The 14,269-nt window shown below is 73.5% G+C and carries 13 protein-coding genes; 7 read left to right on the top strand and 6 right to left on the bottom strand.

What is annotated here, in order from left to right:
* Positions 1-41 precede the first annotated feature (41 nt).
* The gene (locus ABT158_RS06115) at positions 42-773 is read right to left on the bottom strand and encodes an ankyrin repeat domain-containing protein (RefSeq protein ID WP_352351423.1); all 732 of its coding nucleotides are present in this window, start codon (positions 771-773) and stop codon (positions 42-44) included.
* A gap of 575 nt (positions 774-1,348) precedes the next feature.
* On the opposite strand from ABT158_RS06115, the gene ABT158_RS06120 reads away from it, so the two are divergent.
* Positions 1,349-1,690: a histone-like nucleoid-structuring protein Lsr2 gene (locus tag ABT158_RS06120; RefSeq protein ID WP_352330153.1), complete on the top strand. Its 342-nt coding sequence runs from the start codon at positions 1,349-1,351 to the stop codon at positions 1,688-1,690.
* 19 nt (positions 1,691-1,709) lie between these two features.
* Here ABT158_RS06120 and ABT158_RS06125 read toward each other — a convergent pair whose 3' ends face one another.
* Together ABT158_RS06125 and ABT158_RS06130 are read right to left on the bottom strand one after the other, a co-directional pair.
* Positions 1,710-2,144: a hypothetical protein gene (locus ABT158_RS06125; RefSeq protein ID WP_352351425.1), complete on the bottom strand. Its 435-nt coding sequence runs from the start codon at positions 2,142-2,144 to the stop codon at positions 1,710-1,712.
* A 170-nt stretch (positions 2,145-2,314) separates the two neighbouring features.
* Complete coding sequence (locus tag ABT158_RS06130; RefSeq protein ID WP_352351427.1) at positions 2,315-5,569, bottom strand: S8 family serine peptidase; 3,255 nt, start codon at positions 5,567-5,569, stop codon at positions 2,315-2,317.
* A gap of 462 nt (positions 5,570-6,031) precedes the next feature.
* Between ABT158_RS06130 and ABT158_RS06135 the strand changes: the two genes are divergently transcribed.
* The gene (locus ABT158_RS06135) at positions 6,032-8,155 is read left to right on the top strand and encodes a SpoIIE family protein phosphatase (protein ID WP_352351429.1); all 2,124 of its coding nucleotides are present in this window, start codon (positions 6,032-6,034) and stop codon (positions 8,153-8,155) included.
* Between the two features lie 84 nt (positions 8,156-8,239).
* On the opposite strand, the gene ABT158_RS06140 is transcribed toward ABT158_RS06135, so the two are convergent.
* On the bottom strand, positions 8,240-8,389 hold the full coding sequence (locus ABT158_RS06140; protein ID WP_352351431.1) for a hypothetical protein: 150 nt from the start codon (positions 8,387-8,389) through the stop codon (positions 8,240-8,242).
* 76 nt (positions 8,390-8,465) lie between these two features.
* On the opposite strand from ABT158_RS06140, the gene ABT158_RS06145 reads away from it, so the two are divergent.
* Together ABT158_RS06145 and ABT158_RS06150 are read left to right on the top strand one after the other, a co-directional pair.
* Positions 8,466-9,335 (top strand): LysR family transcriptional regulator, encoded by an 870-nt coding sequence (locus tag ABT158_RS06145; RefSeq protein WP_352351433.1) that lies wholly within the window; start codon positions 8,466-8,468, stop codon positions 9,333-9,335.
* 185 nt (positions 9,336-9,520) lie between these two features.
* Positions 9,521-10,021, top strand: coding sequence for an anthrone oxygenase family protein (locus tag ABT158_RS06150; protein WP_352351435.1), 501 nt, complete (start codon positions 9,521-9,523; stop codon positions 10,019-10,021).
* On the opposite strand, the gene ABT158_RS06155 is transcribed toward ABT158_RS06150, so the two are convergent.
* Positions 9,999-10,550: an AAA family ATPase gene (locus ABT158_RS06155; protein ID WP_352351437.1), complete on the bottom strand. Its 552-nt coding sequence runs from the start codon at positions 10,548-10,550 to the stop codon at positions 9,999-10,001. The two genes, ABT158_RS06150 and ABT158_RS06155, sit on opposite strands and share 23 nt — an antisense overlap.
* Positions 10,551-10,930: 380 nt before the next feature.
* Here ABT158_RS06155 and cseB point away from each other — a divergent pair, with 380 nt between their 5' ends.
* The 3 genes from cseB (at position 10,931) to ABT158_RS06170 (ending at position 13,780) form a co-directional block, all read left to right on the top strand.
* Entirely contained in the window at positions 10,931-11,617 is a 687-nt protein-coding gene (gene cseB, locus ABT158_RS06160) for a two-component system response regulator CseB (protein WP_352351439.1), read from the top strand.
* Positions 11,614-12,849 (top strand): sensor histidine kinase, encoded by a 1,236-nt coding sequence (locus ABT158_RS06165; RefSeq protein ID WP_352351441.1) that lies wholly within the window; start codon positions 11,614-11,616, stop codon positions 12,847-12,849. Before cseB ends, ABT158_RS06165 begins: the two co-directional genes overlap by 4 nt.
* A gap of 70 nt (positions 12,850-12,919) precedes the next feature.
* The gene (locus ABT158_RS06170) at positions 12,920-13,780 is read left to right on the top strand and encodes a D-alanyl-D-alanine carboxypeptidase family protein (protein WP_352351443.1); all 861 of its coding nucleotides are present in this window, start codon (positions 12,920-12,922) and stop codon (positions 13,778-13,780) included.
* Between the two features lie 35 nt (positions 13,781-13,815).
* On the opposite strand, the gene ABT158_RS06175 is transcribed toward ABT158_RS06170, so the two are convergent.
* Positions 13,816-14,205, bottom strand: a complete 390-nt coding sequence (locus ABT158_RS06175; protein ID WP_352351445.1) for a RidA family protein — start codon at positions 14,203-14,205, stop codon at positions 13,816-13,818.
* Positions 14,206-14,269: the final 64 nt, after the last annotated feature.

The raw sequence follows: 14,269 nt of genomic DNA on the forward strand, positions 1-14,269 counted from the left end.
TGCGGACGGGGTGCCGGCGAGGTGCCGGGGCTTGTGCACTGTCAGTCGGCGGAGTGCCGGGGGCCCGGGCGGGCGCCGCGGGCCGTGAGCCAGGACGCCAGGTCGTCGGCGCCGGCGCGGCGGGCGGCGTCCAGCGGGGTGAGCTCGTCGTAGCCCACCCAGCCGAGGTCGCCGCCGCGCTCCAGGAGGAACGCCGCGGCCTGCTGCCGCCCGCCGTGGCAGGCCGCCCACAACCCTTGTGTCACCTCCGCCCGCGACGGCGTCCCGGCCCCGAACGCCGCCGCGACGCGGTCCATGAGCCCGAGGGCCGCGGCCTCCCACAACCGCGCGGACGCGCCGCGCTCGACGAGGCGGCGGGCGGCGTCCCACTGGGCGAAGGCGCACGCGTCCGACAGCGCCGTGCCGCCGCCGATCACCGCGCCGGTGGCCTCGACGTCGGCTCCGGCGTCCAGGAGGGCGTCGAGCACGGGGACGTCGTCGCAGCTCGCGGCCCACATCAGCGGCGTCTCGGCGTGCGGGCCGGCGAAGCGGGCGTCCACCTCGGCCCCGGCCGCCACCAGCTCACGTACCAGGGCGGGACCGCCCGGCACGTGGCCCGGCCAGTCGGTGAGGACGTGCAGGAGGGTCCGGGACACCCCGCCCGCCTCACCCAGCCGGACGCGGGCCAGCCCGGGATGCCCGGCCAGCAGACGCCGTACGCCGTCGAGGTCGCCGAGCCGCACGGCCGCCGCCGCCGACACCGCCAGCGGGTCCGCCGCATCCAGGTAGCGCATGGGCCTATTGTCACGCGCCCCGGCCCGTTCCACCGACGATAAATCGGCCGGAAATAAAGGGACAGAAGGCGGCCGGGCCCGTCCATTCGCTACTCGCAGTTCTGCGGGCCGCCCGGAGTTGACGCCATAGGGCCCCGCCCGGCGCACAGCTCGCGGGGCGCCGGAAAACCGTGTGCCGAAGCCGGGAAGCGACGGCGGCGCGCACGCGGGAGCGGCGCGGAGACATTGAAGCACACCTTTGAATTCATCTTCGATAAGCTGCGCACCGCCACGGCCGCCGCCTTCCCGCGGCTGCCTCCTCCGCGTGCGCGCGCCGGGCTGCCCCGGGTCCGCGGCGACCACCCGCCCGCCCCGCGACCTGGAACATGACGCGGGCATTCCCAGGTGAGATGGGCAAGGCGGCCGCCGTGACACCCCGGGCACGCGCCGGTTCCCGCCGCGATTGAAATGCGTTTGACAGGCGGTGTGCCCGGCGGGTTCTCCGCGTTCACCGGCGCCGGGCCGAGCTAAGTTGCCCGCACGCTACTGAAGGGCGCTACAGTACGCAACAACCGTATCGAGCATGGAGTGCCACCATGGCTAAGCAGATTCAAGAGATTCTCATCGACGATGTAGACGGTGGGGAGGCTCATGAGACCGTCGTCTTTGCACTCGATGGCAGCAGCTACGAGATTGACCTTCATGAGGAGAAGGCGGACGCGCTGCGGAAAGCACTGGCGCCCTTCATCGTGAAGGCTCGTCCTGTTCGCGTGGATCGCGGTGGGCGCGGGCGCCGGGCGGCCGTCACCGGCAGCCGCGCGTTGAGCCGGGAGAAGTCTTCGGAGATCCGGCAGTGGGCCAAGGCCAACGGCCTGCCCGTCAGCGAGCGCGGCCGCATCGCCGCCTCGGTGGTCGAGAAGTACGAGGCCGCCCACTAGGACGCCCCTCAGGGCGACGTCAGGGGCGCGCGGGCCGGCGGAGCAGTCTGGCCAGCCTGAGTGCCGCCACGACGGCCACCGCGAGGTGCGCCGAGACCAGGGCGATCTGGTAGACCCGCTGCCCGGCCGTGAGCTCGGCGGCGTAACCGCCGTCGTAGAACCCCGACACGAAGGCCAGCACCCCGGCGACCGCCAGCAGGGCGGCGGCCGGGATCGCGACGCCACGGCGGCTCCGGGTCGCCCCCACGGCCAGCACGACCTGCGCGGCCATCATCGGCAGCGGCGCCGACAGCCGCGCCTGGGGGCCGAGGGCGTCCAGGAACGTCGGGTTGAGCCCGGCGGCGACCGCCATGAGGGCGCCGATCACGTCCATGGCGAGCAGGACACCGACCCCGCCGAGCAGTACCGGGCCGAGCGCCCGTCCGGCGGGGACAGCGGTGGTGGAAGTCGGCATGTCCGTCTCCTGTCAGAGTGGTCCGGGTGACAGCTCCCATGCTCGGCGAACGCCCTTGGCGCAGACCTGGGAACGACCTGCGACGCACTTGGCGCCGGCCTGGAGGACCTCGGCCGGAAGCCGTGCCGCGGTGACCGCGGGCGGGTGCGCCGCCCGCGGCCACCGGCGGATCACTGGACGGTGATCTTGTCCACCTCGACGGTGATGCCCTTGACCTGCGGGGTCGAGGTGGCGGTCGTGATCCTGCCGACCCCCGCGCTGACCCCCTTGACCTTCATCGAGTACGTCAGGCTGCCGCCGGGCGCCCCCGGCGTGCTGGTGACGACCAGATCCTGGGTGGGCGGCCCTGAGATCTGGGCGCCGCCGGTGCCCTCGGCGTTCTCGGCGCCGACCGTCAGGCCGAAGCCGGCGGGCGGCGAGCCGGGCAGGTTGCCCGGGTCGTAGGCGTAGCTGACGTCCTCCACGCCGTTGAGCCCGATCCACTGCTGGAAGACCTTCAGGTCGGTGGTGCCGTAGAGGTTCAGCCGCCACTCCACCACCAGCCAGTCGTTGACCCCGTCGGTCAGGATCGTGGCCAGGACGCCCGGCGCGGCGGTGCCGTCCAGGTCGGTCCAGTACGGGGCGAGCACGCCGTTGGGCCGGGCCGGGTCGGGCAGCGTCTGCGGCGTCGGTGACACGTCGTCGCCGGTGGCACCGCCCGCGACGCTGTAGCCGTCGGAGGTGACGCCGAGCCGGGTGTAGCTGCGTCCGGCGAACTGGAAGGCGGGCACGGTGAAGTTGAGCGCCTGCTCGTCGCCGATCGGGGTGGGCGTGACGCCGAAGGCGTCCAGCGGGATGTAGCCGGCCGGTCCGGCGCCGGGCGCGATCGCCGGCCGGGCGGGCTGGGTGGCGGCCAGCGTCGCCTTGGTGGTGGCGACCTGGGTGCCGACCTTGGTGGCGCCGGTGACGCCGTTGAGGCGCAGGCGGGCGTCCAGGGTGCTGAGCGCGGTCACCTCGGCGTCCTCGTACGTGGTGTTGCGCACGGTGACGGTGCAGGTGGACTCGCCGGTGTTCCTGGCGATGGTGTCCGGGGCGCAGGTCTGCTCGACCGGCACCGCGCCCTGCTTGCGGTAGAAGGCCACCGGCAGGTGCAGCGCGCGCGAGCCGCCGACCTGCTTGAGGTCGACCTGGCCGAAGTACTGGCCGTCGGGCAGTTCGGGCGCGGTGACGACGATGCTCAGCTTGGCGCTCTTGCCGGGCGCGACGGTGAACAGCGGCGGCAGCACGGCGACGGCGGCTCCGCTCACGGTGGTGCCGGAGGCGGTGAAGGTGAGCGGCGAGCCGGTGGTGTTGGTGACGGTGCGCTTGGCGGTGATGACGCCGGGCATGGTGGGCGCGTTCACCGAGGGCAGGTTGAGGTCGATCCGGTTGAGCGGGTCGGTGGCCGAGGCGACGAAGCCGGCGGCGTCCTGGTCCAGCGTCAGCCCGGGGTCACCGGCCTTGGTCAGGTCGATGCGCCCGCCGCCCATGTCGAACGGGTCGGCCGCGGTGGTCCTGTCCTGCTTGGTGACCGCGGTCCTGGCCGTGGTCTCCAGGGCCGACTTGACCTGGCCGGGCGTCCAGGTGGGGTGCAGGGCGAAGACCAGCGCCGCCGAGCCGGTGACGTGCGGCGCGGACATCGAGGTGCCGGAGATGACCTGGTAGAGGTTGCCGGGCGGGCCTTCCAGCGGCGACTCGGGGGTCGGCGTCATGCCCGCCATGATGTGCTGGCCGGGCGCGGTGACGTCCGGCTTGAGGAAGTCGCCGCCGGGGCCGCGCGAGGAGAAGTGCGCCATCGCGTCGCCCTGCCAGGTGGACTTGGCGCCCTGCGTGAAGGAGGCGGTGGCGCCGGGGTGGGCGGTGAGGAAGGCCAGCAGGGTGTCGGCCTCGGGCTTGTCGACGTGCACGGACGGCAGCCAGTGGGCGTCGGTGAAGACGTCGAACGGGAAGGCGTTGTAGAGGATCATCCCGGCCGCGCCGCCCTGCCGGACGTTGAAGCTCTTCAGCACGCGGTTGGGGGTGCGCTCACAGGCGACGATCTTCCCGGTGAACAGCCCCGGAGGGGCCGGGACGTCGCACGCGGCGCGCGAGTACGGCGGCGCCGAGGCCAGGACGACGGGCAGCGGCGAGGCCAGGCCCGCGGTGATGGACGCGCCCTTGATCGTCGCCGTGGCGCCGCCGCCGGACAGCGTGACCGTGGACTGGAACGTCCTGGACTGCGAGGAGGCGGCCACCGTGGTCACCCAGGGGCCGCGGTGGTCGGTGGTGCCGGCGCCGGGGCCGGAGTTGCCGGCCGAGGCCGAGACCAGCACGCCGGCCGCGTAGGCGTCCAGGAAGGCCAGCTCGACCGGGTCGCTGTAGGGGTCGCTGCCGCCGGAGACCGAGAAGTTGATCACGCGTACGCCGTCCAGGACGGCCCGCGCCACGGCCTGCGCCGAGTCGGAGGGGAAGCAGCCCTGCGCGCCGCACACCTTGTAGACCGACACCTCGGCGGCCGGGGCGATGCCGTGGATCGGGCCGCGGCTGATGCCCAGCGGGTTCGCGTCGGCGACCGGGCCGCCCGCGGAGGTGCTGGCGGTGTGGGTGCCGTGCCCGTTGGAGTCGCGGGCGCTGTCGCCGTAGACCTCGCCGCCGTAGACGGCGTTGTAGGTCTCCATGAACGGCTGCCCGCCGATCAGCTTGTTGTTGCAGGTGAACGGGTCGCTGGCGGGGGTCAGCGGGTTGTCGCCGAAGTTGCACACGCGCGGCGTGCCGTCCTTGGTGGGCCCGGGGGCGGGCAGGCCGGGGGCGGCGGCGAACGAGGGGTGCTCGGGCCAGGCGCCGGTGTCGAGCACGCCGACGATCACGCCCTTGCCCGCGGAGGAGCTGCCGCCGAGCTTGCCGTAGATGGTGTCGGCGCCGATGAACTCGGGGCTGGAGTCGGTCAGCAGCTGCTGCGGCTTGTCCTCCTGGACGGCGACCGCGCCGGGCAGCCGCAGCACGTCGGCCACCTTGTTGCCCGGGACGCGCAGGGCGATGCCGCCGTAGACGGTCCTGACGCGCTGGCCGACGACGGCTCCGGGGACCTTCTTGGCCAGCTCGCCGAGGAAGGCGTTCTCGACGCCCTGGATGTGGGTGCCGTACTTCCTGGCCTCGGCGCTCCTGGTGTCGAGGGCCTTGCCGGTGACGGCGGGGCTGGTGGCCGGCAGCCCGGCCAGCCCGCCCTGGTAGGCGGCCAGCGAGTCGTAGTCCAGCTTGACCATGACGTTGACCGGCGCGGGCGAGGTGACCTTCAGCAGCGCGGCGTCGCTCTTGGCGAGCTTGCCGGTGGGGGACTTGGCGCCCTCGACCACCTCGGCGCCGGTGAGCGGCACCGATCGCCATTTGCCGGGCGGGGCCGGCGTGGCCCGCGCCACGGCCGGGCTCATGGTCAGCACGACACCGAGCCCGACGGCTAACGATGTCAACCGGCGTAAGCGGGATGAGAACGAACGGGACAACACAAAGACCTCCTGGCCGAGGAGCTGCACGAACCCGCCGGACCGGCCGAGGACGTCATGTCACCCCCACGCGCGCATGCCGGAGAGATCGATGACCCTCCCCGGTGGGTGACGAGCTGGACCGCCTCCCCTCCCCGTGGGCGGGGCGGGTTGGCGTCCGAACCGGAGTGTAGACAGCGATCAACTGGCCGAGAACCCCGCCGCTTTGTCACGTTCCGGCCAATTGGCCCCACGAGTCGGCCGCCCGCCGCAAAGCTCATATTCGTCCCTCCTCTTCGCCAGAATCCGGCAACGGTGAGTATCACCCCCAATACGGATATCTACAGTTGTCCTATGGGCGATCAACGGGACGCGGCGCCGACGTCAGCGCAGGACGGAACGAGGTAGTCCGTGGGCGGCCACGCCGACGAGGGGACCCGGCCGTACACCTCGGCGCTGGACGAGCAGCTCGCCCAGGCCGCCCGTGAGACCGGCGCGCACATCGGCGCGGTGTACCTCCTGACCGGCTCCCCGCAGGTCCTGGTGATGGAGACGGAGATCGGGCTGCCCACGCAGCTCGTCAAGCCATGGACCACCGTCAGGCTGGACGGCGGCGCGCCCGTGGCCGCCGCCGTGCGCCAGGGGCGGCTGGTGTGGGTGCCGACCGCGCAGGAGCTGGCCCGCCGCTTCCCGGGCACGGCCCTGGCCTTCCCGTACGCCTTCGCCTCGGCCTCCGCGCCCCTGCACAGCGACTCCCGCATGTGGGGCTCGTGGATCCTGCTCTGGCCGGAGGGGCGGCCGGCCGAGCTGAGCGGGCCGGAGCAGGAGGTCATCGCCGCCACCAGCGAGCGCCTGGCGGCCATTCTGGAGCAGGCCGCCGACAGCGGATGTCCGCTGCGTCCCGGGGGCGAGCCGCGGGTGCTGACCCCGGTGCCGCCGCCGATGCCCGACCCGTACGCGGCCGTCGCCGCGGCCGGCTACCTGGACCGGCTGCGGGACGGCTCCGTCGCGCTCGACCTGGACGGCGTCGTCACCTTCGCCAGCCCCGCCGCCGCCGGCCTGCTCGGCACCACCGTCTCGGAGCTGCTGGGCACGCCGCTGTGGGAGACGGCGACGTGGCTGAAGGACCCGGCCTTCCAGGACCGCTGCCGGGCGGCGGTGGTCGGCCAGCAGGTCGCCTCCTGCTCGGCCCGCCGGCCGGACGGCCACGAGCTGGAGTTCGTCCTGCACCCGGACCCGACGGGCCTGAGCCTGCGCATCACCCCCTCGGGGGCCGACCTGTCCGCGCAGCGGCCCGCGCGCGCCTTCATGCCGGACAACTCGGGGCTGCCGCGGGCCGACGTCTTCTACAACTTCCTGCACATGGCCTCGGCGATGACCCGGGCGCTGAACGTCCGGGAGGTCGTCGATCTCATCGCCGAGCACGTCATGCCGGTGTTCAAGGCGCAGGCCATGGCGATCATGAGGGCGGAGAGCGGCCGGATGCGGATCGTCGGCTCCCACGGCTACCTCCCCGAGGTGCTGGAGCGGTTCGACGGCCAGACGCTGGCCGCGCCCAGCCCCGCCGAGCAGGTCGTCCGGACGGGTGAGCCCGCCTTCTACGCCGACCGGGCCGAGCTGGTCCGGGCCTTCCCCGACACCGCCCAGGACGACGGGATGGCCGCCTGGGCCTTCCTGCCGCTGACCGTCTCCGACGACACCTTCGGCGTCTGCCTGCTGGCCTTCGACCACGCGCGGCCGTTCACCGCCGAGCAGTGCGCGACGCTGACCACGCTGGCCGGGCTGATGGGCCAGGCCCTGGACCGGGCGCTGCTCTACGACACCAAGGACCGGCTGGCCCACAGCCTGCAGACCTCGCTGCTGCCCGGCAGCCTGCCCGACATGCCGGGCCTGGAGGTGGCCGCCCGGTACGTGCCCGCGACCCGCGGCGTCGGCATCGGCGGCGACTTCTACGACCTGATCCGGCTCAACGAGACGACCGCCGCCGCCGTCATCGGGGACGTCCAGGGGCACAACATGACGGCCGCGGCGCTCATGGGCCAGGTGCGCACCGCCATCCACGCCCACGCCGCCGTCGGGGCCAGCCCCGGGGACGTGCTCCAGCACACCAACCGGCTGCTCATGGACCTGGACACCGACCTGTTCACCAGCTGCCTGCTCATCTACTTCGACCTGCGCCTGCGCACGCTGCGGGCGGCCAACGCCGGCCATCCCCTGCCGCTGCTGCGCCCGCCCAACATGCCGGCCGAGATCATCGACATCCCGGCGGGCCTGCTGCTCGGCATCGACGCCGACGCCGAGTACGCCACGGTGGAGGTGCCGTTCCCGCCGGGCGCCGTCCTGGCCCTCTACACCGACGGGCTGGTCGAGGCGCCGGGCGTGGACCTGGACGAGGCCATCGGGACGCTGGCGGCGTACCTGACCAGCGTCCCGCGCGAGCAGCTCCAGCAGGTCGCCGGGACGCTGCTGGACCACGCCCCGCACACCGACGACATCGCGCTGCTGCTCCTGCGGCACCGGGAGAACGCGGGCTGAGCCCCGCTCAGCCCGCAGTGCTCAGTGCTCAGTGCTCAGCGCTCAGCGCTCAGCGCTCACTGCTCACTGCTCAGTGCTCAGTGCTCAGTGCGAGACGAACGTGCGGTGGTCGGCCAGGGCGAGCGCCCGGACGAAGTCGAGGAGCGTCAGCAGCCCCCGCCCGGCGAGCCGGACCGGGACGGGCCGGCGTGAGCAGTAGGCGGCCGACCACAGGGCGGGGACGTGTTGTTCCATGCGGACCAGGATGTCCTGGCATGCACTGATCGATCCAACACATCGTCTCGCTGGCAGCCATCGCTATCGTAGATGGATGGAACTGCGTCAGCTCCGCCACTTCGTCGCCGTCACCACGCACGGCAGCTTCACCGCCGCCGCGCGGGCCGAGCTGATCGTGCAGTCGGCGCTCAGCACGTCCATCCGCAAGCTCGAACGCGAGCTCGGCGCCGACCTGTTCGAGCGCACCGGACGGCGGCCGGTCCTCACCCCGGCCGGGCACGCCTTCCTGCCTGCCGCGCGGGCGCTGCTGGCCGACGCCGCGGCGGCCGCCGACGCCGTGTCCGCGGTGTCCGGGCTGGCCACCGGCCGGGTGGCGATCGGCACCATCCAGACGCTCACCAGCGTCGACCTGCCGGCCGAGCTGGCCGCCTTCCACCGCCTGCGGCCCGGCATCCAGATCTCGGTCCACGACGCCCCGGTGGCGGGGCTGCTCGACGCGCTGCTCGCCCGCGAGCTCGACCTGGCCTACCTGGCGCTCGACGGCGCCGAGCTGCCGTCGGGGCTGGCCGTGTTCGACTCCTGGGAGGAGGAGCTGGTGCTGATGACCTCGCCCGACCACCGGCTGGCCGGCGCGGAGCGGGCCCTGCTGTCGGAGCTGACGGAGGAGCCGTTCGTGGACTTCAAGGCCGGCACCGGGCTGGAGACGGCGGTGCGCCGGCTGGCCGCCGGGTGCGGGCTGCACCGGCAGATCACCTGTGAGGTCACCCAGATCCGGCTGCTGGTCGACCTGGTGCGCGCCGGGATCGGGGTGGCGATCGTCCCCCGGCGGGTGGCCGAGCAGGAGGGGCTGCCGACCGTGCGCATCCGCCAGCCCGATCCGGCCAGGACGGTCGTCCTGGCCGGCCGGGCGCCCGTCCCCGCCAACCCGGCCGCCGCCGCCCTGCTGGCGCACCTCACCCGGTGACCCGGAGCGGACTTGGAACGGGCCCGGCATGCGGGTGCTCGACCTGCGCTCGGGCCTGGGCGCCCCCTGGAGTCTGGCGTATGGGCGGGAGAGTCTCGCCCATGGCCGCGCTCCCCCGGAGTCGCGTTGACTTGTCCTCGCGCGTCCGGGACGTCGGGCGCGGGGACGAACAGGGGGACACACTGATGTCGGTTCTGCGCACCGTCGTGCTGATCGCGGCGACCATGGCGACCGGGCTCGCGGCGGGCGTCTTCGGGCTGTACTCGCACACCATCATGCGTGGCCTGGGCGCGACCGACGACCGCACGTTCGTCGGGGCGTTCCAGGCCCTCGACCGGGCGATCCTCAACCCCTGGTTCATGCTCAGCTTCATCGGCGCGCTGGCCTTCACGGGCCTGGCGGCGGCGCTGCACCTCGGCCAGGACGTGCGCGCGGTGCTGCCCTGGATCATCGTCGCGCTGGTGCTCTACCTGGTCGCCTTCGTGCTCACGGTGGCCGTGAACGTGCCGCTCAACGACGCCATCAAGGCGGCCGGCGACCCGGACAGGATCGCCGACCTGGCCGCGGTGCGCCGCGCGTTCGACGAGGCCAAGTGGGCCGGCTACAACCTCGTCCGGACGATCACCACCACCGGCGCGTTCGCCTCGCTGTGCTGGGCGCTCGTCAAGAGCGGCCGGGTGGGCTGACGGCGCGCTCGACCAGCGCGACGCGCTCGGCCAGCGGCCCGGCGGGCACCTCGACGAGCTCGAACCCGAGGTCGCGGTAGGTCCGCTCGTGCAGGCGCTCGAAGTCCAGCGCCTCCTCGTAGCCGATCCGCCTGGCGGAGGTGGCGCGGACGAACCCCTGGTTGCGGACGAAGAACACCTTTCCGTCGTACGTCCCCCGGTCCACCACCCGCTCGACCTCGCGGGTGAGCAGGGGCGAGGTGGCGAACCCGAGGAAGCGGCTCAGCGCCAGCGTGCAGACCGGCGAGCGGTCGAAGAAGACGGCGGCCTCGCCGCCCGCGGGCGCGGCCTCCTGACGCCGCCGCTGGAGCCTGACCACCTCCTCGACGAAGGCCGGCTCGCGCCAGGGCTCCGCGCGGCCGAGCGCCTGGCCGAGGGCGATGACGTCCGTCGCCGCCTCCTCGACGACGCTGAACCCGTGGACCTCCAGCAGCCGCAGGACGGCCGTCTTCCCGGCGCCCGGGGTGCCGGTGAGAACGTGATTCGGCACGGTTCTTCTCCGTTTCCGTGGGGGTTGATGACTGGCTACGGGCGCTGATGCACGGCTGATACACGGCCGAGCGCCCGGTGATACCCGGCCGAGGCCGGGCGGACGGATGAGGGCTCAAGAGTGGGCCGAGGCGTCGCGGAGGGCGGCGCGTCCCACGGTGAAGGGGCCCTTGATGCGTGTGCCGGTGTGCGGTCTGCCCGGTCCGGCGGTGCTGACCGGCTGCGGAGGGGCACCGGCGGGACAGCCGACCCGGCCGACTGCGAGGCGATGAAGGCCGGGCGGAGCGGGAACGGCTTCGGCGTCCTGGCCGCGATCGTTCCACCCCGAGCCTACCGAGACCCGGGCCGGTCAGTGCACTTCGCTAGGTATGGTGCGATTTCATGACATCCCTGCTGCTCGTCGAGGACGACACCGTGATCCGCACGTCACTGGGCATGGCCCTGGAACGGTACGGCTACCGGGTGACCACGGCGGCCGACGGGCTCGACGGGCTGGAGGCCGCCCGTACGGGCGATCACGACCTGCTGCTGCTGGACGTGATGCTGCCCGGCCTGGACGGCATCAGCGTGTGCCGCAGCATCAGGGAGACCGGCCAGGTGCCGATCCTGATGATGTCGGCCCGCGGCGACGGGCTGGACATCGTGGCCGGGCTGGAGGGCGGCGCCGACGACTACGTGGTCAAGCCGGTGGACCTGCCGGTGCTGGTGGCCAGGATCCGGTCGCTGCTGCGCCGGGCCACCTTCGCGCGTACGCCGGCCGCCGGGCCCGAGGCGGGCGCGGCCGTGCTGGAGTTCGGGGACCTGAGCGTGGACACCGGCGCGCTGGAGGTGCGCCGGGCCGGCCGGCGCGTCGAGCTGTCGCCGACCGAGCTGCGGCTGCTGCTGGAGTTCGCCGCCCATCCCGGCATCGTCCTGGAACGGGCGACGCTGCTGCGCAACGTGTGGGACTACGGATGGGACGGCGACAGCCGCGTGGTCGACCTGTGCGTGCAGCGGCTGCGCAGGAAGATCGGCGCAGAGCGCGTCGAGACCGTGCGCGGGTTCGGCTACAAGCTGGCCGTCACGTGAATCCCGCCTCGCTGCGCTGGAAGATCGCCGCACTCGTCACGCTCGCCGCGACCGTCGTCGCCGCCGTGGTGGGGCTGCTGGTGCACCGGGCGACCTGGCAGCGGGCGCTCGACCTCGGCCGGGCGCGGGCCGAGGTGGCCCTGGACAGGTCGCTGGCCGCCGGGACCGCCGAGGACGTGGTGCCCGTCGCCGAGCTCCCCGGCGCCCTGGCCGACCGGCTGCGGCCCGGCCGGCGGGTGGTCTGGTACGGGCTCGACCACCGGGACGAGCCGTGGATGTGGGCGGTCCAGCCGTACGGCGGCGACGGCCGCGAGGCGATGAGCGCGCAGATCGCGATGGGCTCCGAAGTGCTCGGCCTCCAGGCGCTCGACCGGGACATGGCCAAGGCCGGGCTGCTCGCCCTGGCCGGGGTGGTGCCGCTGTCGATGCTGGCGGCCGAGCTGCCCAACCGGCGGCTGCGGCGGGTCGCGCGCACCGCCCGCAGGATCGCCGGGGGCGACCTGGCGGCCCGGACGAACGCCCGCGGCCGGGACGAGATCGCCCACATCTCCGCCGCCGTGGACTCGATGGCGGCGAGCCTGCAACACCGGCTGCTGGCCGAGCAGCGGTTCACCGCCGACGTCGCGCACGACCTGCGCACCCCGCTGATGGGCCTGGTCGCCGTGGTCGAGCTGCTGGACGAGGGCGAGGTCACCGACCTGGTGCGGGACCGGGTGCGGGTGCTGCGGACGCTGGTGGAGGACCTGCTGGAGGTGTCCCGGCTGGACGCCGGGGCCGAGGTCGCCGAGCGGGTGCGCGTGCCGCTGGCCGGGCTGGCCGCGGAGTCGGCGTCCCGGGTGGGGGTCGAGGCGCGGGTGCTGGCCGACGGGGACCCGGTGGCCGAGACCGATCCGCGGCGGCTCGACCGGATCCTGGCCAACCTCGTGCTCAACGCCCATCGGCACGGCGCGGCGCCGGTGGAGATCGCGGTCGGCGACCACGTGATCGAGGTGCGCGACCGGGGGCCGGGGTTCCCGCCGGAGCTGCTGGCCGACGGGCCGCGCCGGTTCCGCACGGGCGCCGCCGAGCGGGGCCGCGGGCACGGCCTGGGGCTGACGATCGCGCTGGGCCAGGCCCGGGTCATCGGCGCCGAGCTGACCCTGGCCAACGCCCCGGACGGCGGCGCTGTCGCCGTCCTCCGCCTCCCGGCGGGTGATCCCGGCGGGCTGATGCCGGAGTTGATGCCGGGCTGATACACGGCTGAGCGCGGATGGACGCGCGGTCACGGCCGTACGGACACGCCGGTCGCGCAACCTGGCCGGTATGCGACGTTCCTTGATGTTTCTGCTGCTGGCGGGTGTTCTGTCGGGCTGTGCCGGGGCTCCGCCGGTCACCGGGGACGCGTCCCTGCCGTGGCCGCAGGAAGGGCAGGCGGCGGTCGAGGTGGCCGGCATGGGCAGCCTGGGCGTCAGCGGCGACCCGCGGCCGGTGCCGATCGCCAGCGTGACGAAGGTGATGACCGCCTACGTGATCCTGCGCCGCCACCCGCTCCGGCCCGGCGACGACGGCCCGCCGATCACCGTGGACCGCACGGCGGCCGAGGAGTCGTCGTCGCGGCTGGAGTCGACCGTCCCGCTCGTCCAGGGCCGGACGGTACGGCTGCGGCGGCTGCTGGAGCTGATGATGGTGCCCTCGGGCAACAACGTGGCCCGGCTGCTGGCCCGCTGGGACGCCGGTTCGCAGGAGCGTTTCGTGGCCCGGATGAACGCCGCCGCGCGCCGCCTGGGCATGGCGGACAGCACGTACACGGGGGCCAGCGGCAACGAGGACACCACCGTCAGCACCGCCGCCGACCAGCTCAGACTGGCCAGGGCGGCGATGGGCGACCCGGTGCTGCGGGCGGTGGTGGCGCAGACCGACACGTCCGTCCCGGGGGACGCCCGGCGGCTGCACAACACCAACACGCTGCTGAACCGGCACGGCGTCATCGGCATCAAGACCGGCTCGGGCACGGCCGCGGGCGGCAACCTGATGTGGGCCTCGCGCGTACGGGGCCATCTGGTGCTCGGCGTCATCCTCGGCCAGGCCGCGCACACGGACCCGGCCGCCGCGAAGGCGGCGGCGCTGGAGGCGGGCGGGCGGATGAGCGCGGCGGTCGAGCGGTGGCTGCTCGACCGGTCGTGATGACGTGACCTTGACCACCCGTCGCGGCCCGCGGGTCACACGACGGCGACGGCGTCGACCTCGACGAGGCATCCCGGGTTCAGGCCGGCCACGACGTGCACCGTGATGGCGGGCGGCGGGTCGGCCCGGTTCCACACCTCCTGGAAGGCGGCCACTCCCTCGTCGAAGGTGTGGCCGTCCAGCACGGCGATGCGCCAGTGCACGACGTTCGCCAGGCTGGCGCCCTCGCTCTCCAGGATCGTCCGGAGGTTGCGGAACACCTGCCTGGCCTGCTCCCCCACCGTGGGGCCGACGACCTTGCCGTCGGGGCCGACGCCGTTCTGGCCGCCGATGTAGATCGTCTTGGCCGGCTGCTCGACCACGACGGCCTGGCTGAAGGCCGGGCTGCGATGAAGCCCCTCGGGGTTGACGTGCCGTACGCCCATGTTCTCTCTCCTCGCGTTCTGAAACCGGTTAAAGAGGTTTCGTTACGACACCAGTTATAGTGGT

Source organism: Nonomuraea sp. NPDC001636 (assembly GCF_040298265.1).
Taxonomy (GTDB): domain Bacteria; phylum Actinomycetota; class Actinomycetes; order Streptosporangiales; family Streptosporangiaceae; genus Nonomuraea.